Raw genomic sequence first — 20,415 nt, forward strand, 5'->3', positions numbered from 1 at the left:
AAATAAAAAGAGCCGCGGATGCGGCTCTTATAATGGGGCACTTTGCTTAACCGGCTGCCAAAGAAGGTAACCAAAGTACAATGGATGGAAACATAAACAGAACGGCAATCGTAAAGGCGTCCGCTATGAAGAAAGGTGTTACCCCTCTGAAGACATCCTGTACGCTCAAGTCATCCCTAACTCCGGCAACGACAAAGCAGTTGAGGCCTATTGGTGGTGTAATCAAACAGAACTCCGCCATCTTAACCACCAATATGCCAAACCAGATCGCGCACATTGGCCCTGACATACCAAACACACTGTCTGCTGCTGATACGGCCTCACCACCGTTCAGTGCCATGACAGTTGGATAGACGATAGGCAACGTTAGCAACATCATGCCAATCGCGTCCATAAACATACCCAATACCGCATAAGCCAACAGAATCAGCGCCAAGGTTAGGAAAGGTGACTGATCGAGTGAATTAATCCAATCAGAGAACGCCGAAGGGAGGTCAGCAAAACCTAGGAATCGAACGTAGATCAACACACCCCAGATAATGGTGAACATCATGACCGAGAGTTTGGCTGTATCTAAGATCGCTTTGGTCAATTGTTTAAAGGTCATGCCATTAGCAATCGCCATCACCAACACAATAAAAGCACCAATCGCACCGCCCTCAGTCGGGGTACCCAAAGATTCACCAAATGGGTTGTAGGTGAAAAGAATAATCACCGCAACGACTGCAACAATCGGCAGTGCAGGTGGTAGCGATTTAAGTTTCTCCTTCCAACTGTAACCTTTAATCGGTGGACCGAGTTTAGGAATCAAAAGAGCCATACCAACAATCAGAGCCACATAGATCAGTGCAGAGACCGCGCCCGGCAAAAAGCCGGCTAACAGCAGCTGTCCAACATCCTGCTCAACAATGATGGCATAGATAACCAAAATCGCACTGGGCGGAATTAACGAAGCCAAAGTACCGCCGGCTGCAACGACACCTGCAGCAAAGCGCTTGTCATAACCCAGCTTTAACATCTCGGGGATGGCTATACGGGAAAAGACAGCTGAGGTTGCCACACTGGCTCCCGATACCGCAGAGAAACCCGCCGTTGAAAACACCGTTGCAACGGCCATACCACCAGGCATCCAACCTACCCAACGCTTTGCAGCTTCAAACAACGACTTTGTCAAACCCGCGTAATAGGCTAAATAACCTATCAAAATAAAGGTCGGTATAAGGGAAAGCGCCTGACTGGAGATTTTAGAGTGAGGCACCTGCCCTGCTGTCTTAGCGGCCACACCTAACGCCCAAGTGAAGTCCTCTGGGTCAAACGACTTTTTCGCCCAAAAGATCCAAATCAAACCAATCATACCTGCAACGGCTGAAGCAAAGGCAACACGCATGCCAAAAACGACAGCGAGCAACAAACCTCCGGTAACGACGATACCAATCTCAATACTGGTCATCTCATTGACCTCCCATCTCTTCTAGCTGATCCGCCTCTTTGCGAGCCTGTGTTTCAATATCTTCAGTCAAAGGCACAGCGACGGGAGAGGTTTGATTTAAAACGAAGGCTCTAGCAAAACCCCATATTTGCAGTACCAAACGAATAGAGAGCACAGAGAGCGCAATGGGGGCTAGTAACTTAGCGGGCCAAAGAGGCAAGCCTATATCGATCGTAGAATCCCTAGACCAAAGAGGCGCAGAGAAATCGAAACTGCGTTCAAAATGGGACCATGAACCCCAAATCAATAAAATAACTAACAGAAGGATAATGAGAGTCGTTAAGGCTTCTACGAACCACAAAACCCGACCTTTCAACTGATTAACCAGCATATCCATGCGTATATGGCCGCCATCACGTTGAGTGTATGCAATACCCATAAAGGCAATCAGAGGCATGAACTGTTCAATCCAGTCAATGTAACCCGGTATGGGCTGGCTAAACAGGTTACGCCCTGCAACGGACACAACCGCTAGAATGATCAGACCCAACACGGTAAAACCGCCCAAAAGAGCCAACCCCGTCTCTAGTTTGTAAAGACGCTGGTCGATTCGACTGAGCAGTGAGTTATCTGTTAAAACGGAAGCGCTACCAGACATACTCTCTCCAACAATAAAAAAAGGGGGCAAAAGCCCCCTGCGAACCGCTAATTACTTAGCTAATTCAGATTCAACAAGATCAAGCAACGCTTGACCATCAACACCTTTGGCTTGCATGTCAGCTAACCAAGCTTTTGCAGCAGGCGCCGCTACGCGCTCACGGAAGGCAGCAAGAGCATCATCTGAGAAGCTAACTTGCTTGATGCCACGCTCTTCAAGCGTTGGCCACCAACGTGCCATCGTTTTATTCTCATAGAAGCTGATGTAGTGATCCAGTGACTCGTCAACAGAGCTGAGAAGCGCTTCACGGTGTTCTTCAGACAGATCCGCAAGTGCGTCTGAATTGACAACAACAGGACAGTTTACTGATCCTGGGTTTAGGTTGGTCGTCCACCACTCACCCACTTCCACTGTACCGAATGACATGTGAGCGTGAGGAGCAAAAGAGGCTGCAGAGATGACACCGCTATCCAATGCCTGACGAACTTCAGAAGCCGACATAGAACTTGGAACCGCACCTACTTCACGCATCGCAGCACCGATACCACCTGTTGCACGCACGGCTAGGCCCTCAAAGTCTTTAAGCGTACTTGGCGCTTCGCCTTTACCAAGGATATTGTACTGCGGCAGTGGAGATGGCATTAGAAGCGTAGCATTCCAGCGATCTAGATCTTTCTTGGCGGCTGGATGGTTGTAGACAGCCATAGAGATGTCAGCCTCTTGGCGAAGCGAACTGACACCTAGGAATGGAAGTTCCATTACTGTAATTGATGGGTTTTTGTCTGGGTGGTAACCGGCACAGAACTGCGCCATTTCGAAAGCACCAATAGAGATACCATCAAGGTTCTCTTTGTTCTTGGATAGACCACCATAGGAAAGATTCAGTTTGAACTGACCATCGGTTTTCTGTTCAACCAACTCCGCCAGTTTTTCGACATGCTCAGTGAAGGCGCGGCGCTTACCCCAAAGACTGACATTCCATTCAGTCGCAAAGGCTTCAAGTGATAGCGTTGCACCCATTGTCAGGGCAATTGCAGTAACCAGTTTCTTTTGCATTGTTTTCTCCGGTTTTGATTAAAAAATAACACGAAGAAGACATTAACCTAGTCACAAAAACAGCACTATGAAGAAAATTGCCAATGAAATGGATTAAGCCTGCGGATTTCCGCCAGCACCAAGCACTTGGTCTTTGTCCAACCCCAACTTCACGATTTTTTCATTGAGTGTACGACGGCCGATCCCTAGCACCTCAGCCACCTCATCCATTCGACCCTCACAATCGCGCAACACTCTCTCGATCAACGCCCTTTCAAAATTGGCCAGTGCAGGCCTTAACTTGGTATTACTTTTCAAAGCGGGATCTTTGATATTTGCCGCATCGGCCACTGACTTCGTATTCTCACGAGAGATCAACACCCTTCGTTCAGCAAGATGCATCAACTCTCTGACATTTCCAGGCCAAGAGTGGCTCATTAACCAGCTAATATCAGAACTGCTCAGGGGCTCCAGTTGCGAGTTATAGGCATCTGAAAACTTGGACGTAAAATATTGAAAAAGCATCGGAACATCTTCTAGATGTTCAGTCAGGGCTGGTAGATTAATGGTCAAACCATTTAAACGGTAAAGCAGATCTGACCTAAGGTTCGACTCAAGCTCGGTGTGGTGCAGATTTGTCGCAGAGAGTATTCGAATGTCGGCTGCTTCTGTTTTAGTACTGCCAAACTTTTGATAACCATTGTGCTCTATAAGATGGAGTAACTGAGCCTGATGCAGCTGCGAGAGTTCCACAACCTCATCTAAGAAGAGAGTCCCCCCTTCAGCCAGTTCCACATAGCCCGGCTGATCACCATCACCAAACATAAGCGCCGAAAACCTATCACTATCAATGACAGCACAATTGACTGAGATGAATGGCCCATCGGAACGATCAGAAAGTGAGTGAATAGCACGAGCAGCTAGCTCTTTACCGGTGCCTGTTTGACCCAACAACATGATTGGATTATCAGCCAAAGCATATTCATGTATCTGCTGTCGCAAATGAATCATCTGATCGCTTTGTCCAAGTAAAATATTTTCGATTTTAGAGAGTTGTTCGACTTTGTCTTTGAGCTGTTTATTTTGCAGGGACAATTTAAATTGCTGTCCGGCATGGCGAGCTGCTAGCAATAGGCGCTTAGGGTCATAAGGCTTTTCAAGGAAGGTATAGGCGCCAGCTGACATAGCTTCAACAGCCATATCGATATCACCATGGGCAGAGACAAAAATAAAAGGTGGATTACTCTCCTCCCTGTCCAGTGCTAGGAAGGCATCCAAACCACTAACACCTGGCATTCTGACATCACTAATGACCAGATTAGGCTCAATCTGTTTAATGTCATGAAGAAGGTTTTGGGCATTACTGAGTTGTGTAACATGCCACCCAGAGCTCTTAAGCAGAAGTGCCAACGAGGCCCTTACATCCTCTTCATCATCGATAATCAACACTCTCATATCAGACATTCGACAGATTCCTATGCTTTTTGTGGCAATTCGACAAAAAATTCCGCACCACCCGATTTCGACTCATTAGCCCAAATCTTGCCATGGTGTTCGGAAACAATGGCTGCACTAATTGCCAACCCCAATCCCAGTCCATTACCTTTTGTAGCCGTAGTATAGAATGCTTCGAACAGTACTTTAGGGTCTTTACCGCCAAATCCCAAGCCATTATCCGACACTCTTAACTGCCAATTCTCACCCATCATCACCAGTTCTATTTCGATAGTAGGCTGATCGACACTCGACATTGCACGGCAGGCATTTGTGATTAAATTTATAACGACCTGTTCAAGACGCTGGCTGCGCCCCTCTTCTATCACCGCCCTCTGCGGTAACTTCAGCTCAACTCTAGCCTCTAATTTATTAATCACATTTTGGGTGAGTTGTAGAGCACTGGAAATGACCTTAACCAGATCAACCTCTACTGCTGGTGTAGTATCTGGACGTGAGAAGTTACGTAGCTCATCTGTCGTCGATTGCATACGATCCGATACGGCGTGTAATTGAGAAATTAACACCTTATCGGTATCACTCCTAGCATTGATTTCAGCTGCAACCAGGTAGTTTTTTAGCATAGAGAGCGGTTGACCGAGTTCATGTATTACAGATGCTGAAAGCTGACCCAACGCAGCCATTCGTCCCGTCTGAATCAATCGAGATTGAGCTCTAGCTAATGCAGTTTGCGCTTGTTTACGCTCATTGATTTCTGACTCTAAAAGATTATTCACACTAACCAACTCGTTTCGTGTCTGCTCACTGAGGAATAACTGTTGTCGAACACGCTTGGTTCGAAATGCTAGGAAGAGCGATATTAGACTCAAAGCAACACTGGTCACGATAAAAGCAGCAAGCGTTGCTTGTGATTGAGCCAAAGCCGTTGGCCTGAGTGTATGCAAAGTCCAACCCGTTTGCTCTAGTGGATAAGAGAGATGTATCCACTCTCTTTCATTGATCTGAGCAAAGCCGTCAGAGAACAGAGCCGGTAGTGAAGTAATCTCTCGGTCAGCAAACTGACGTTTCATTTTAATCAACTGCAATTGTGAACTTGATAATGAAGAGACCGATTTATAGAGCCAGCTAGTATCACTGGTCAAAATAACAACATCATCCTCGGTGGTAATAAACCCTTCCAAAAACTCTCCGTTCCAAAGCGTTTCAAAATCAGAAACACCCACCTTAGCAGTCACTACACCAACGACGTGACCACCCTCCTCTATTGGTAGGGATAAGAAGTATCCTGGGTTACCTGTCGTGACTCCGATAGCAAAAAAAGTACCCATATTGCCTGCAATCGCTTCGGAAAAGTAAGGGCGAAAACCATAGTTTTGCCCTACAAAGCTTCCCACCTTATCAAAGTTTGAAGCTGCTACTGTTTGACCATTAACATCCATTAAATAGAGTGTTTCTAGCTCAGCTTTTTCGGCTAACTGCTTGAGCCATCGACTGACCGATTCAGTGTCACTGCTTTTCATGGCATCACGTGAGCGCTGATCTATAGAGACCGCAAACACCAGTGGGGAGTGCTGGCCTAGAATGTGCTCAAGATTTGAAGCACTCTGTTGACCCGCCGCTATCGCTCTCTCTGTTTCAATGTCTAAGTAAAATCTATAGGCAAGTTCAAAACTGATCAGTGCAGACATCAACGCACTAAACAGCACAACAGCCACCTTAGTTCTTGAAGAACGATTTCGAATTTCTCGTGTCACTATCTTATACCAACCCAAGCACTTCAGGCTTTCACGTAACGAAATCGAACAACAACGCCAATCACTCCAATCAGAGTCAAAAGACCTGAGCCGGTCATTAAGGTCTCTGCTAGGCGAGTTTCAGTGAGTTGTTCTGACAACATGGAGATTGGCAGAACTTGAAAGGCTAGCAACACCCATAAGTAAACATCATTGGCCAGCTTCAGTGGCGTTTCGCAGGATGGGCAGTCGAACGCCGTTAGGTAAGATTGGCGCTTTCGGGAGTATTCCGGCCCTCTAAGGGACGTTTGACAGACAGGACAACGGCGATTCATTATGACTCCTAGAAACCTGTATAGCGGCCCGGTTTATGATTGGTGGTCAGGACGAAATTCAATACGATGGCGCCGAGTACAGAGACGGTCAAAAGCCATGGGGTGACTAACCACAAACCAGCAATCACGATCAGTGAATCCAGCACCATCTGTAATTTGCCAGCACGAATACCGTAGCGTTCTTGAATGAAGAGCACGAGAACATTCAATCCACCCAAACTCGCTTGATGTCTGAAGACAATTAGAAGACCAATCCCAATAAGGAGGCCACCACCGATACTGGCAAACAGAGGATCGATTCCCTCTATGACCAACCAGTTTGGAATCAGTTCTGTCAGTAAGGAGACCAGTGCAACAGATAGCATGGTTTTTAAGGTGAAAACCCACCCCATCTGAGCGATAGCCAGCAGGTAAAATGGCAAGTTGGTTAGGAACAGGGTCAACCCAAAATTAAAACCGGTTGAGTAGTGAATTAAGATTGCTAACCCCGTGGTTCCCCCTGTTAATAAGCCCGCCTCTTTAAGAAAAAGAACACCCATAGCTACAGCAAGGGTACCCGTCACTATGGCTTGCAGATCTTCAAACAGTGTGTGCTTGGTCGGTTCTAATTTGAGTTTTTCCAAGGTTTCATCCCTATAACTAAGGCACAATCGCCACCGGATCGTTTAATTCGTAGCGACGATTGTACCTTAGGAATGGGTTGAGAGTTACTGGGTATACTGATCGATGAAACGCCAAGTTTCATCGAGTATCGTCTTAAGTTCATCGATTAATAGATCAACATCTCCAAGACTTGGTGAGTTGTATACATCCATCAACGCTTTAGCCTGGTGACTGATTGCTGGCAAACTCAACACAGCTGACGCCCCTTTTAACTTGTGTGCTAACTGTTCAGCTGCAACTGGGTCCAGTGTTTTTAGCTGTTCATCAACCGATTGATATTCCGATTTAAACCTAACCAAATAGCTCTTCAGTTTGGACTCTGTTTTCCAGTATGAGAGTGCCTGCTCTCGATTGAAAAATTCGGAATCAAACTCTTCAGCATCCTTTGATTGTTCTGTAGAGATGTTTGCAGCCTCTTGTCTGAGGCCTGCATTATCAGTAGTTTGCTGGAGTACATCATTACGGTCTGGAGTCGAGTGATTTTTTAGACGAAGCTCAAAATCCTCTATTAAAAGCTCATCGACCTTGGTTACAGTTGATACCCATTTATTGATGACTTCGATCGACCTATCAATATCAAAAGGTTTGGCGATAAAGTCGTTCATTCCGGACTCCAGAGCTGCCTGCTTATGCTGTTCAAAAGCGCCCGCAGTCAAAGCAACAATTGGAATATCCAGTTTCAACTCTTTGCGTATCGTCTCTGTTGCTTGATAACCATCCATGGTGGGCATCTGCACATCCATTAAGATAAGATCGACCTCAGAAGCATGATTTTTCAGCCAATTTACCGCCTCTTGCCCATCATTTAGGGTAATAACACTCGCCCCTTCTGATTCAAACGAGAGAACCGCCACCTCACGGTTAAACTCATTATCGTCTACCACCAACAGTCGTATGTCCTGCAATGAGTGGGCCGCATGATCTTTGTATTGAATCGCGTTCGGTTGAATTGTTTTTTGATAGGCATCGTACAGATCTGATGCTGTGATCGGTTTTTCGAGAATAAGATCCACGTATTGACTGTCAGATGAGCTTTTAACTTGATCCATTCCGTAAGCAGTCACCATGACGATGATCGGCGTTTTATCGCTAGGCAAATGAGTTTTCAACTGCTTCGCAACCGTTAATCCATCCACATCCGGCATATCCCAATCTAACAGGATGATATCTTTAATTTCTGATCCCTTGATCACTTTATCAATGACCATAGCGCCACCATTGACCACTTCAGAGCGCCAACCAATCGAGTCGACAATGGATCGAATCGCTTCACGCGCCACCTCATGATCGTCTGCGATTAATACATCCAGTGAGCTGCTCTGGTGTCTAACGGACGCATCACCTAAAGGCATGGTTAGCATAAATGAGAAAGTACTGCCCTTACCCTGCTGACTCTCAACTTTCAGTGTAGATCCCATCAAGTTAAGGAGTGATTGACTGATTGAGAGTCCTAAACCACTCCCCCCAAATTTTGAATGGGTGCTTGCTTCGCCCTGTTCGAAGGCTTCAAATATCAGATTTAAATTCTCTTCGGCTATGCCAATACCACTGTCTTTGACCGAGAAAAGCAGCTCAACAGAATCGGCCGTTTTACTGAGCGTAATGATCTCTAATTTGACGTAGCCCGACTCAGTAAACTTAATCGCATTGCCGATAAGATTAACCAAGACCTGTTGAATGCGAACTTCATCACCCACTACCTGATTTTCCAGATGGGTGGCATTGTTAATCACCAACTCAACCTGCGGTTTATTCAGTGCAGCGCTGTGCATGATCGCTGATAGGTTGTTGACCAATTTTTCTAAATCAAAAGTAATGGGCGATAAATCCAGCTTGTGAACACCCAGTTTTGAGTAGTCCAAAATGTCATTAATCACCGCAAGTAGGGATTGTCCTGCGGCGATTAATCGAGCACCAATATGTTCAGCATCTAACTGACTGCCTTTGCGCTGCAGCATCTGTGACATGGCAATGATTGAGTTCAGAGGGGTACGAATTTCGTGACTCATATTGGTTAAAAATTCACTTTTAACCGCGGCGAGCCTTTCCGCCTCTTGTGAACGACTGATCAGCTCTTCGTTCGTTGCAGCCAATTCCATTGTGCGCTGTTCTACCGCTTGCTCTAGCTCTTCTCGATAGGCTTGAGCTTGGCTTTCCAGTTCATACTCTGTCGTCAAATCACGCAGGTTACCGACAAAATAGGGTTTCTCACCAATCCAGACCTGAGTCACGGCAATTTCGACTGGGAAGGTCTGACCCTCTTTTGTCAGTGCAAAACTTTTTCGCGAGCTTTCGACTACATGTTTAACGCCGGTTCTTTTATAGCTGTCTAAATAGCCATCGTGATGTGACCTCATAGGATCCGGCATCAGCATTTTGACGTTTTGATTGAGCACTTCTGAGTGTGTATAGCCAAAGAGTTTCTCGGCCGCCTGGTTAAACTCAACAATCAGACCTTTATCGGTGATCAAAATGGTCGGGATCAGTGAGTTACTGATGATCTTTTCACGTATCGCAGACTCATTTTTTAAAGTATTTTCTGCAATCAACTCTTTAACGGCCGCACGGCTCCATAACAGGCTTAATAACGCCAAGGTTAGTCCAACGCCAATGGGAATGGGTTGAAGCAACTCCATTTGTACCAGCTTCGGAAGATTGAGGGGCTCAAACTCGGAGATAAGATAGAGTGATCGGGGCGATTCAACGACAAGACTTCCGATAGAACGAGGGTATTGAAGCCTTACCACTGAGGCTTCCTCTATTTTATTGACCTGGTTATCGTTAGTGGCTTTGAGTGAGTACCAGATCGCCTGGTGAGTATCGGCAAAACTGCTTTGCCCGCCGAGTTGGCGACTCCAATTAAATTGACCTGTCTCATCAAAGATCCAGTAGCCCTCATCATCAATCAACTCAATAATCCCTGGAAGCGTTGCTGCCACATCCATCTCATGAAGAATGTTATCGGCTAGATAGTTCAGTATTAGTACACCCACCAGATCGCCAGCATCGTTTATCAGTTTGTGACTTAAACGAATCATCGGTTTATGGGGCTGTTCTATCTGACCATTCTCAACATTCAAGTCAAGCTGTGATGCATAACTCTCATTCGGACCTAGGTTTAACGCTTCGAAAAAATAGTAACGGTTGGATTTGTCTTGCAGAAGTTCAGTGGGAGTGATGACAGCCTCGCCTGAAGAGTAGTTCACTCGAACGGTTTCATACCCAAGATTTGAGAGGATTCGAACCTGATCGTAACGTCGACTGACCGTTGAAAGAAGCGCGAAGTAGTTTTCAACACCTTGTCTAGCCTCTTCGCTGGGGTTATTGGTGTACTCTATGATCTCTTTGGAGTTGATCAACGTCTCTAAATCTTGTGATAGAAAATCAAGATCCTCTTGGATAACGACCCCAACGGATTCAAGCAGGTCATCAGTAACTTGACGTTCACTGTCGTAACGCGCTGTCTCAGTCTCAATAATCGTGTAACTGTATAGCCCTATTGGAACTAACAGAACAATTAATAATCGTAAAAAGACATTGATGAATAGATTGCTACCAAGAGAGAACTGCATTTATAACTTCCGATAGAAAAGGGATTTGTCCTCATTTAAGAGTAGTCCATTTCTGGCATAATGAAACCAATGTTTTGGTTTTTTTCTTTCTACTTTGTAGCCTTTTCGGTTTAGAGATAAGCTCATTAAGATGACCCATTCAATCACTTCAGCCGAGTTAACCAACCCTCTCTATTACCTACAAAATGCACAGACACTGATCGACTGGGTCGTTAAGGTTTATCAGGATCTTCTTACAGAAGAAGAGTTAGATAGACTGTCTCAATTTCAGTCATTGAGCGAGCCAGCGAAGGCACTGTTAATAAGAATGGTGATGCGCAGCCAATCTCAATTTTTGATGCGCCACATCGATCACTACCAAGAGATCATAGAGCCAACTGAAGCGCTAATTGATTCATTAGTAAGTGCCAAACTGATAGCACTCAACCAACCGCTATCCGTTCAAGAGTGTTTCAAACTGCTTAATCGGCAAGAGCTGTTGATGCTTCACAACCAACTTAGCTCAAAGCCATTGAGTAAAAGCAGTTCAAAACAGACCCTGTATGACTCACTGCAAAGGAGTAGCACTGCCCCCCTTCCCCTTCACCAGCATCTACCTCTGCTTGGTGATACTCTCCATCTTTTGTGTGATCCGCTGTTTGAGCGTCTCAAGTTGATGTTTTTTGGCAACCTGCATCAAAGCTGGAGTGAATTTGTCGTTACGGAGCTAGGTTACTTCAAATATGAGCCCGTTGAACTTAGCCTAGAGAGTCGAGCGTTTCATCGCAGAGAGGACCTTGATCAATACATCGAATTAGAGCATCTGTTGACCGGCGATAGTCTCTTATCGATTGAAGAGAGAGTCCTAGCCACCCAAAGAATCGAACCGATAAGCAGTTGGCTGGCAGGTCGCAAAGATCGCGTCCTCTATCTATTGGCGAGAGAGTTGGAGCGCGAGGATCAAACAGAGGCGCTAAGGGTCTATCAGCAACTGAGTATTCAAGATGCTCACATACGCGAACTCCGCCTGTTAGAGCGCTTAGGGAAACTGGAAGAGTGTCATGAGCGGACACGGCTATTACAACAGGAAAACCCTACTCCGCTAACTCAACTTGCCTACCAGCGTCTGTTAAAACGTAGCAGTAAAAAACTGGGCGTTGAGTACAGTGCGTCTACACTCCTAGCCCCGCCTCAACAGAGATTAACCCTGGATCAAATAGAGGGGGTATCCGTTGAACGACAGGTTGCAGAGCACTTAACGAGCGAAAACTCGCACAGCCATTACGTCGAAAACCACTTAATCAATGGACTCTTTGGCTTGCTCTTCTGGGATGTGATCTATGCCCCGGTTCCAGGCGCTTTTTTTAACCCCTTCCAATCCCGCCCGGCCGACCTCTACCGAAGTAACTTCAAAGAGAGACGCTACCCTCTCATCACTGAGGCGATGATTCAAATCGAAACGGGCCAGTATCGTGAAACCATTCGGCAACGATTTAGAGAGAAACAGGGTATAACAAACAGCTTCATTCATTGGTCTGTACTGACAGAGGAGCTTGTTGAGCGGGCATTAAATTTTATCCCTGCTGATCATTTAAAAAGGATTTTTGAACGACTTTTGATGGATATTAGAACGCATCGTAGCGGTCTTCCTGATCTGATTCGATTTAACAGTGACGACGAGAGTTATGAACTGATCGAAGTGAAGGGGCCAGGCGATCGCATTCAAGACAACCAAAAACTCTGGCTCGATTTTTTTGTTCGTCATGACATCCCCTGCTCCGTCTACTGGATCGAGTGGAGCCACCCCGAATGAGAGCCCTCTCCGTTCGCACCCTATGTGAGTTTTGTGATCGATCTGGTGATATCGATCTAAGATATACGCCGGCCCCCACAGCACTGGAGGGAATACAGGGGCATAAACGACTGCAAATGCGTCGTCCCAAGAGCTATATCCCAGAGTTCCCTGTGGCTGTGGATATCAAAGATTTCCAGCTAAAAGGCAGAGCCGATGGTTGGGACCCTAGCCAGAATCGTGTTGAAGAGATAAAGACACACCGAGGGGATCTTGAACGCCAGTCAACGGGACAGCGACAGCTTCATCTGGCACAACTTCGTAGCTATGGTGCCATGCTATGCATGAGTGAATCACTGCATGAGATCCATCTAAGATTGAGCTACTTGGAGATCGCTTCCGACGAAGTTACACACTTCGACTTTACTGTGAATGCTGCAGAGCTGATCGAAGAGCTCAAACAACGAGTGACTCACTATCAAACTTGGCAGAGCACTCTCGATCAACACCGAGCGGCTCGGCAAAGCCATATTGCGTCGCTCGTTTTCCCTTTTCCCCATTTCAGAAAAGGGCAACGGGAGCTGGCTGAAGCCGTCTACAAAGCGAACAACAGAGCTAAACAACTACTTATAGAGGCACCCACTGGCTCAGGAAAAACCTTGGGCACCCTGTTTCCAGCGATTAAGGCGCTTCAGACCGAGTCGTTGGACAGCCTCTACTATCTGACAACCCGAAATACAGCCCGTAGAGTGGCACTGGATGCCTTTGAGTTAATTCAAAGCGACTCACCCATTCCACTCACGCTCATTGAGATGACCTCAAAAGAGGCGGGCTGCATCGAACCTGACAAACTCTGCCAGGGCGATAGCTGCCCACTGGCAAAAGGCTTTTTTGATCGCCTACCGGCTGCTCGTGATGAAGCGTTTACAAAACAACTACAGACCTTTGATCAGACCGCTCTGCAAAGGCTCGCCAAGCAGCACTCTCTCTGCCCCTACTTTTTAGGGCAAGAACTGGCGCGCTGGGCGGATATTGTGGTGGCTGATATCAATCAATTTCTGGCATCTAGTGCTATTTTGTATGGCTACCTTGTTCAAGATGAGCGAAAGGTCTCGGCACTGGTGGATGAGTCTCACAATTTGATCAGCCGCTGTCGCGACCTCTACTCGCTGGAACTTCGCCAGATTGATTATCGTTTTGATACTAACAATCAGGATTTACAACGCGCCTTGGATTCTGTGCAACGTGCCTGGCAACAGCTATTTAGTGATCGAACAGGTGAACAAGAGTTTATTAACTACCTACCAGACAAACTAGAGAATGCACTGCAGAAACTCTGCTCAGTCATCGGTGAAGAGCTGGCCACCGATCCATCAAGCATGGAGCTGCAAAATCTACTCTTTGCCTCTTCGGCCTATTTAAAGTTGGCTGAACAGTTTGGCGAGCACTCCATTGCCCGAGTAGAGAAACGCCTTAGAGGCAGAGGCGAGTTAGCCATACTCAATATGGATCCATCGCTATTCCTTGTTGAGCGCTGGCAATCTCTTCACAGCTTGACGCTCTTCTCTGCCACGCTAAAGCCGTTTGGCTACTACCAACAACTGCTTGGCCTAAATGAACCCGTATCAGGGTCACTGCCCTCTCCCTTTGAACCTGACCAGATCCGATTAACCCTTCGCAGAGATATCGATACTCGTTATCAATTCAGAGAGCGTTCGATACAACCTATCGCAGAGTTACTGGTGGAGCTGTATCACCAAAATCCTGGCAACCACCTCTTCTTTGCCTCCAGCTTTAGCTATCTAAACGAGATTGAAAAGGCTATTGCTGAGATGGATCCAGAGATTGATCTGCATCCGCAAAGGCAGGCCATGTCCAATGCCGAGCGACAGGACTTTTTAGATGCTTTTTCACCAACGAGTCGAAAACTGGGTTTAGCAGTACTGGGTGGTCTTTTTTCGGAAGGGGTCGATCTTCCAGGAGATCGACTGATTGGCGTAACGGTTGCCACCTTGGGCCTACCGCCCTTTGATGAGTTTCATGATCTGATGCGAAACAGTTTTGATGAGCGATTCGGAAAGGGATATGAGTACACCTACCTTTACCCAGGTTTGCAAAAGGTAATTCAAGCTTGTGGGCGTTTAATACGCACGGCTGAGGATCGAGGAACGCTGACGCTGATTGATCCTCGATTTGCATCGCGTGAGATACAGGCGATGCTACCGAGCTGGTGGCCATCGCCTCATCTTCGATAAGGCGCCAACACCAACTCGGCGAACGAACCGTTGGAGCGGTCTTATAAAGGCCGCGATGCACTGGTTAGGGTGACTGGCCTTCAGCCTGTCATCCGCTGCTTCAATTAACTATCCAACATCCCCTGATGCACGATGAAGTCGATGATATCTTGCAGCCCTTTTCCCTCTTTTAGATTGGTAAAGACCCAAGGTTTCTCGGGGCGCATTCGATTGGTATCTGACTCCATTACCGAGAGATCAGCACCGACGTAAGGGGCCAAATCGATTTTGTTGATCACCAACAGATCCGATTTAGTGATACCGGGCCCACCTTTACGAGGAATCTTTTCGCCCTCTGCCACATCGATGACGTAGATCGTAAGATCCGCCAACTCTGGACTGAAGGTGGCACTGAGGTTATCACCACCAGACTCAACAAAGACAAGATCCAGCGTTTTATGTCGTTTAGCCAGCTCTTCAACTGCCGCTAGATTCATTGAGGCATCTTCACGAATAGCGGTATGCGGGCAACCACCCGTTTCCACACCAATGATGCGATCAGGCTCTAGCGCTTCAGCGCGAGTCAAAATCTTTGCATCCTCTTGGGTGTAGATATCGTTGGTCACAACGGCAAGGTTGTAGTGATCTCGCATCGCTTTACACAACGCCTCGAGTAGTGCTGTTTTACCTGAACCTACTGGACCACCTACACCAATTCGAAGTGGGGATTTATAGTCACTCATGACTGCTCCTAAGATCTAAATAATCGTGTGTATTGTGTTTCGTGTCGACTGCTTGCAATCGCTAATGCTGGCGTCACGCTACTGGGGTTTAATACCCCTTTGGAATGTTCAACTGACTGCTCTATTGAATAGGCCATTCGTTGTAGCGTCTGCTGGCCTTGTGTCTGACCGAGTGGAATCAGCTTAACGCCAGCCATAACGGCATTCTCTAGCCAGCTCCAAAGGTAACCAGCAAACAGTTTATCCCGAGGGATTTGCCATTGATGCGCGGCAATCGCGATACCTGCTAATTGTGTTCGCTGGCAGGCCTCCAACAAGAGACCTTCTAGGTTTACATCCAACTGAGGAAGCAGGCGCGCTAACGCCGCCCCACGCTGTCTCTCTTCAAGACGAAGCTCTTTAGTTTCGCGCCAAGCGATCAACTCTTTTGTCAATTGGTTAAATGCCTGTGCATCGGCTTCATATAAGGCGTTAAGCATTCGATCCAGCATCGGTAGCTCAAGTGTCGTTAGGGAGTGATTTAACTGTTCTGTTAACCAGGCTTCAAATCGCTCTTGAGAGTCTACCCAGCCCGCTTCAACCGCCAACTCCAACCCTTGCGAGTAGGTGAATGCACCGACCGGCAGTGACGGACTGATCAGCTGAAAAAGACGAAGATCACTTAGCACGTTGCGCCTGTGCTTTGGTTTTAATACGGGTCGCTAGGGCCAGTGTTGCTGCGATGGAGCCAACAACGGCCAAAGAGAGTGCAGCATGCTCAACTGAGGAGAAGGCATGCCCCAAAGCTGAAGCCAAATTAGAGTGATCACCCGTATGAGCAAAGGCCGCAGTTGGGGCGATCATAAGAAGCGACAATAATTTAATGTTCATTGTTTTATATTCCTGTTAAATACTTAATCTATAAAGAATTAATGTGAATGTTCATGATCATCTGAATGACTGTGTGAATGGCTGTGCGAGTGTCCGTGACTAGAACCACCATAGGCGCCAGCCTCAGGTTCAAACGGCAGTGACTCACAGGTCACTACACCACCCAATCCAACCACCATGTCGTCCAACACATGGTCATGTTGGTAGCTAACATACTCATCATTGATCTCAAGTGGCACGTGTCGGTTACCTAGGTGATAACAGATACGTGATTTTAGAAGTGGGTCACTGGTTCTAACCACTGACAGAGGTTCAGCCGCGGCCTGCACTGTCACAACCACCCCGTCATCATTCGTTAACTGTTCGCCCCCACGAAGTATCTCCCCGCGTGGTAGATCCAAACCGGCCTCTGTACCATTAGAGAGCGTTACTCTCAGACGGCTGCGTATGCGCTGATCAATGGTCAACTCAAGCGTCAGATCGGTTTCAACTGAATGGGACTCCAGCTTTTTATTCAGTTTAATCATCTCGTTACTGTCTTACTTAAAATAGGAAATAGCGCTGCGCCATCGGCAATATTTCGGCCGGTTCACAGGTTAACGTCATGCCATCTGCAGTGACCTCATAGGTTTGAGGATCCACCTGAATATCGGGCTGCCAATCGTTATGAACCATCTGATCTTTGGTGGCGGTTCTACACCCTTTTACCACGCCGATCATCGACTGCAGACCAAGCTCTTCAGCCACTCCAGCAGCGACAGCTGCTTGAGATAGGAAGGTCATTGACGTGCTTTGAGCCGCTTTACCAATGCTGGCAAACATTGGACGATAGTGAACAGGCTGAGGCGTTGGAATGGATGCATTAGGATCGCCCATAGGGGCCGTCGCGATCATACCCGCCTTCAACACCAGACTGGGTTTAGTGCCAAAGAAAGCCGGTTTCCATAACACCAGATCGGCCAGTTTGCCGACCTCAATTGACCCCACTACGTGTGAAATCCCGTGGGCGATGGCCGGGTTAATGGTGTATTTAGCAATGTAGCGTTTCAAACGATGGTTATCGTTGCGCTCAGAGTCCGCTTCTAAAGGGCCTCTCTGCACTTTCATCTTATGCGCAGTCTGCCAGGTACGAATGACAACTTCCCCAACTCGACCCATCGCTTGTGAATCTGATGAGATCATCGAAAAAGCGCCCAGATCGTGAAGGATATCCTCTGCAGCAATGGTTTCACGACGAATACGTGACTCTGCAAAGGCGACATCTTCAGCAATACTGGGATCTAAATGGTGACAAACCATCAGCATGTCGAGGTGCTCATCCACCGTATTAATGGTGTATGGGCGTGTTGGATTGGTCGACGAAGGCAGCACATTTTTAAGCCCTGCAGCCTTGATGATATCCGGTGCGTGACCACCACCCGCTCCCTCTGTGTGGTAGGTGTGAATCACACGGTCACCGATCGCATCCAGAGTCGCTTCGACAAAGCCTGATTCATTTAATGTGTCAGTATGAATCGCTACCTGAACATCGTACTTCTCTGCAACGCTCAGGCAGTTATCGATCGAAGCGGGCGTAGTGCCCCAATCTTCATGCAATTTAAGCCCGATGGCACCCGCTTCAACCTGCTCGATTAACGGCTCGGGAAGACTGGCGTTACCCTTACCTAAAAAACCGAAGTTCATTGGTAAGGAGTCTACTGCCTCCAGCATTCGAGCAATGTTCCATGCACCCGGTGTACAGGTGGTTGCATTAGTACCGGTGGCTGGGCCTGTTCCACCCCCGATCATTGTGGTGACGCCTGAGCAGAGCGCTTCATCGACCTGCTGCGGACAGATAAAGTGAATGTGAGCATCAATCCCGCCAGCCGTTAGAATACTGCCCTCACCGGCAATCACTTCTGTACTGGGACCAACGACAATATCAACATTAGGTTGGATGTCAGGATTACCGGCTTTGCCGATCGCAAAGATACGACCATCGCGAACGGCAACATCGGCTTTTACTATCCCCCAATGATCAAGAATCAATGCATTGGTAATGACCAGATCCGGTGTATCAACGCGGCAGGCTTGGCTCTGACCCATACCATCACGGATAACCTTGCCGCCACCAAACTTAACCTCCTCACCGTAGGTCGTGTAATCCTTCTCGACCTCTAACCAGAGCTCGGTATCCGCTAAGCGAACACGGTCTCCTGTGGTTGGACCAAACATTTCTGCATACGCGGTGCGATCAATAACAGACATTCTGATCTCCTAATCCAATTGGCCACTGACTTTGGCTTGAAATCCATAAACAACGCGGTCACCCGTCAGTGCCACCAACTCGACCTCGCGCGATTGACCTGGTTCAAAACGGACCGCTGTTCCCGCGGCAATGTTTAGTCTAAAACCCCGTGCTTTTTCACGGTCAAAAATGAGGGCTTCATTGACCTCATAGAAGTGGTAATGAGAGCCAATCTGAACCGGACGATCACCGGTATTCGCGACGCTGACTTTGATGGTCTCTCGACCCTCATTGAGATTGATACTGCCCGCATCAACTTTGTATTCACCTGGAATCATTAAGCCACCTCTTAAACAATCGGTTCATGGACGGTGACCAATTTAGTCCCGTCAGGGAAGGTCGCCTCAACCTGAACGTCATGGATCATCTCAGGCACCCCCTCCATAACCTCTTCACGAGTCAGCAAGGTGCGGCCATAGTCCATCAATTCAGCAACCGTGCGACCATCGCGTGCCCCTTCCATCACTGCTGCACTGATGAGCGCAACCGCTTCGGGGTAGTTCAATTTCAAACCACGATCTTTACGACGTTCAGCGAGCAGCGCTGCGGTGAATATCAGTAGTTTGTCTTTCTCTCTGGGTGTCAGTTCCATGATAGTTCCCTTAAGCGGTGTTCATGAGAGTTAATAAATTAGACTTAGCAAAATAGAGACCAGTTTTTATAAAAAGCCTAAAAAGCGAATAAAATCGAACAAATTGCAGACATCGTCTAGAAAAATCCAAAAATTGACAACAATCAGAATAACCCGGCTGGATTTTTGGCAAAAAAAACGCACCACTTAAGTGCGTTTAAGAATTAACTTGGTTCAGGTTGCCCAAATGCGGGGCGCCGCGGCCTCTTTTCCAAGAGATTGAGGTCGAATGAGACGCCAAACGCTAGAAAAGAGGAAAATAACCTCTTGGCTCTGCTCTGAAATGGTGCGAACAACCAGTAGACCATCCATCAGGGTCGCGCCTGAAAGCGGGTCATCTGACAGCAGCTGTTGAACCTGCTCTAACAGATCCTGATCATCAACGGTCGCGACCATCGACGCATAACCTGACACCCCTTTTAAACCGATCGAACTGTCGATCAGGGAAGCTCCATCGGTTGCAAATCGATCGAACATCACAGGTTCGCCGTCACGATAGATTCGCATCTCTGAACTTAACTGCCCGGTTTCAAAACGCTCTTCATTAGAGGGGCGACCAAAGCAGTTGATCTCCCAGCCGATAAAATGAGCGCCCGCCTCTAAATGCACTTCGGTGACAATATGGGATTGGGTGCCTGGGAAGAATATATTCTCCAGTGGCATCCACTCTAAAGAGCCGCCACCAGCGACCGTTAAGCGCTGAGAGACCTCCGCAACAGGGCCGATAGAGCGATAAAACTTAGTCGCCCCTGGTGTTGTCAGTAGAACCTTAGCATCCTTGGAGACCTGCAAATCGATATTGAGGTCATCACCGGCCACCACACCTCCGGGGGGATGTAGGAGGTAGGTGTGGCATACCTCGCCTTCAGGATAAAAGGCGCGCTGTACAGCCAATGGTCCCTCCCGTTTGGAGTCCACCAAGCGCGTCTTATCACCGCGCAGTTGATAACCAAGCGTCAGTTCAGCATGCCACCCTTGGCGGCCAGTCAGTGCGTTCAC

18 protein-coding genes are annotated in these 20,415 nt (G+C 47.4%); 2 read left to right on the plus strand and 16 right to left on the minus strand.

Features of this window, described 5'->3' with window-relative positions; translation table 11 throughout:
• Positions 1-46 precede the first annotated feature (46 nt).
• The 8 genes from XMD530_RS09770 to XMD530_RS09805 form a co-directional block, all read right to left on the minus strand.
• Positions 47-1,450 carry a TRAP transporter large permease gene (locus XMD530_RS09770; protein ID WP_173489197.1) on the minus strand — a complete coding sequence of 468 codons (1,404 nt, stop codon included), beginning with the start codon at positions 1,448-1,450 and terminating at the stop codon, positions 47-49.
• Position 1,451: 1 nt separating this feature from the next.
• Entirely contained in the window at positions 1,452-2,087 is a 636-nt protein-coding gene (locus XMD530_RS09775) for a TRAP transporter small permease subunit (protein ID WP_173489196.1), read from the minus strand.
• A gap of 51 nt (positions 2,088-2,138) precedes the next feature.
• On the minus strand, positions 2,139-3,143 hold the full coding sequence (gene dctP / locus XMD530_RS09780) for a TRAP transporter substrate-binding protein DctP (protein WP_173489195.1): 1,005 nt from the start codon (positions 3,141-3,143) through the stop codon (positions 2,139-2,141).
• 93 nt (positions 3,144-3,236) lie between these two features.
• Complete coding sequence (locus XMD530_RS09785; protein WP_173498573.1) at positions 3,237-4,586, minus strand: sigma-54 dependent transcriptional regulator; 1,350 nt, start codon at positions 4,584-4,586, stop codon at positions 3,237-3,239.
• Positions 4,587-4,597: 11 nt separating this feature from the next.
• Complete coding sequence (locus XMD530_RS11555; RefSeq protein WP_173498574.1) at positions 4,598-6,331, minus strand: ATP-binding protein; 1,734 nt, start codon at positions 6,329-6,331, stop codon at positions 4,598-4,600.
• 23 nt (positions 6,332-6,354) lie between these two features.
• Positions 6,355-6,645, minus strand: a complete 291-nt coding sequence (locus tag XMD530_RS09795) for a hypothetical protein (RefSeq protein ID WP_173507101.1) — start codon at positions 6,643-6,645, stop codon at positions 6,355-6,357.
• Positions 6,646-6,653: 8 nt separating this feature from the next.
• Positions 6,654-7,268: a YitT family protein gene (locus tag XMD530_RS09800; protein ID WP_254446210.1), complete on the minus strand. Its 615-nt coding sequence runs from the start codon at positions 7,266-7,268 to the stop codon at positions 6,654-6,656.
• An 84-nt stretch (positions 7,269-7,352) separates the two neighbouring features.
• A complete protein-coding gene (locus tag XMD530_RS09805; protein WP_173507102.1) occupies positions 7,353-10,880 on the minus strand; it encodes a response regulator in 3,528 nt (1,175 codons plus the stop codon).
• A 130-nt stretch (positions 10,881-11,010) separates the two neighbouring features.
• Here XMD530_RS09805 and XMD530_RS09810 point away from each other — a divergent pair, with 130 nt between their 5' ends.
• Complete coding sequence (locus tag XMD530_RS09810; RefSeq protein WP_173507103.1) at positions 11,011-12,672, plus strand: VRR-NUC domain-containing protein; 1,662 nt, start codon at positions 11,011-11,013, stop codon at positions 12,670-12,672.
• Positions 12,669-14,906, plus strand: coding sequence for an ATP-dependent DNA helicase (locus tag XMD530_RS09815; protein ID WP_173507104.1), 2,238 nt, complete (start codon positions 12,669-12,671; stop codon positions 14,904-14,906). The genes XMD530_RS09810 and XMD530_RS09815 overlap by 4 nt, the downstream gene beginning before the upstream one ends.
• 104 nt (positions 14,907-15,010) lie before the next feature.
• On the opposite strand, the gene ureG is transcribed toward XMD530_RS09815, so the two are convergent.
• The 8 genes from ureG to XMD530_RS09855 all read right to left on the minus strand — a co-directional run bounded on the left by ureG (position 15,011) and on the right by XMD530_RS09855 (position 20,415).
• A complete protein-coding gene (ureG, locus tag XMD530_RS09820; protein WP_173483655.1) occupies positions 15,011-15,628 on the minus strand; it encodes an urease accessory protein UreG in 618 nt (205 codons plus the stop codon).
• 8 nt (positions 15,629-15,636) lie between these two features.
• The gene (locus XMD530_RS09825) at positions 15,637-16,296 is read right to left on the minus strand and encodes an urease accessory UreF family protein (protein ID WP_173507105.1); all 660 of its coding nucleotides are present in this window, start codon (positions 16,294-16,296) and stop codon (positions 15,637-15,639) included.
• The gene (locus tag XMD530_RS09830) at positions 16,286-16,498 is read right to left on the minus strand and encodes a hypothetical protein (protein ID WP_173484038.1); all 213 of its coding nucleotides are present in this window, start codon (positions 16,496-16,498) and stop codon (positions 16,286-16,288) included. Before XMD530_RS09830 ends, XMD530_RS09825 begins: the two co-directional genes overlap by 11 nt.
• 38 nt (positions 16,499-16,536) lie before the next feature.
• The gene (gene ureE, locus XMD530_RS09835) at positions 16,537-17,025 is read right to left on the minus strand and encodes an urease accessory protein UreE (protein ID WP_173484039.1); all 489 of its coding nucleotides are present in this window, start codon (positions 17,023-17,025) and stop codon (positions 16,537-16,539) included.
• A 16-nt stretch (positions 17,026-17,041) separates the two neighbouring features.
• Positions 17,042-18,745, minus strand: coding sequence for an urease subunit alpha (gene ureC, locus XMD530_RS09840; RefSeq protein WP_173483651.1), 1,704 nt, complete (start codon positions 18,743-18,745; stop codon positions 17,042-17,044).
• Between the two features lie 9 nt (positions 18,746-18,754).
• A complete protein-coding gene (locus XMD530_RS09845) occupies positions 18,755-19,063 on the minus strand; it encodes an urease subunit beta (RefSeq protein ID WP_173484040.1) in 309 nt (102 codons plus the stop codon).
• A gap of 11 nt (positions 19,064-19,074) precedes the next feature.
• Positions 19,075-19,377: an urease subunit gamma gene (gene ureA / locus XMD530_RS09850; protein WP_173483649.1), complete on the minus strand. Its 303-nt coding sequence runs from the start codon at positions 19,375-19,377 to the stop codon at positions 19,075-19,077.
• Positions 19,378-19,590: 213 nt separating this feature from the next.
• On the minus strand, positions 19,591-20,415 hold the full coding sequence (locus tag XMD530_RS09855) for an urease accessory protein UreD (RefSeq protein WP_173507106.1): 825 nt from the start codon (positions 20,413-20,415) through the stop codon (positions 19,591-19,593).

The organism is Marinobacterium sp. xm-d-530 (genome assembly GCF_013283365.1).
In the GTDB taxonomy this organism is placed as follows: domain Bacteria; phylum Pseudomonadota; class Gammaproteobacteria; order Pseudomonadales; family Balneatricaceae; genus Marinobacterium_E.

Excerpts from the sequence above, each read along its gene's own strand:
- XMD530_RS09770 (WP_173489197.1), bottom strand. The coding sequence starts at position 1,450 with ATGACCAGTATTGAGATTGGTATCGTCGTTACCGGAGGTTTGTTGCTC.
- XMD530_RS09775 (WP_173489196.1), bottom strand. The coding sequence starts at position 2,087 with ATGTCTGGTAGCGCTTCCGTTTTAACAGATAACTCACTGCTCAGTCGA.
- dctP (WP_173489195.1), bottom strand. The coding sequence starts at position 3,143 with ATGCAAAAGAAACTGGTTACTGCAATTGCCCTGACAATGGGTGCAACG.
- XMD530_RS09785 (WP_173498573.1), bottom strand. The coding sequence starts at position 4,586 with ATGTCTGATATGAGAGTGTTGATTATCGATGATGAAGAGGATGTAAGG.
- XMD530_RS09795 (WP_173507101.1), bottom strand. The coding sequence starts at position 6,645 with ATGAATCGCCGTTGTCCTGTCTGTCAAACGTCCCTTAGAGGGCCGGAA.
- XMD530_RS09805 (WP_173507102.1), bottom strand. The coding sequence starts at position 10,880 with ATGCAGTTCTCTCTTGGTAGCAATCTATTCATCAATGTCTTTTTACGA.
- XMD530_RS09810 (WP_173507103.1), top strand. The coding sequence starts at position 11,011 with ATGACCCATTCAATCACTTCAGCCGAGTTAACCAACCCTCTCTATTAC.
- XMD530_RS09815 (WP_173507104.1), top strand. The coding sequence starts at position 12,669 with ATGAGAGCCCTCTCCGTTCGCACCCTATGTGAGTTTTGTGATCGATCT.
- ureG (WP_173483655.1), bottom strand. The coding sequence starts at position 15,628 with ATGAGTGACTATAAATCCCCACTTCGAATTGGTGTAGGTGGTCCAGTA.
- XMD530_RS09830 (WP_173484038.1), bottom strand. The coding sequence starts at position 16,498 with ATGAACATTAAATTATTGTCGCTTCTTATGATCGCCCCAACTGCGGCC.
- ureE (WP_173484039.1), bottom strand. The coding sequence starts at position 17,025 with ATGATTAAACTGAATAAAAAGCTGGAGTCCCATTCAGTTGAAACCGAT.
- ureC (WP_173483651.1), bottom strand. The coding sequence starts at position 18,745 with ATGTCTGTTATTGATCGCACCGCGTATGCAGAAATGTTTGGTCCAACC.
- XMD530_RS09845 (WP_173484040.1), bottom strand. The coding sequence starts at position 19,063 with ATGATTCCAGGTGAATACAAAGTTGATGCGGGCAGTATCAATCTCAAT.
- ureA (WP_173483649.1), bottom strand. The coding sequence starts at position 19,377 with ATGGAACTGACACCCAGAGAGAAAGACAAACTACTGATATTCACCGCA.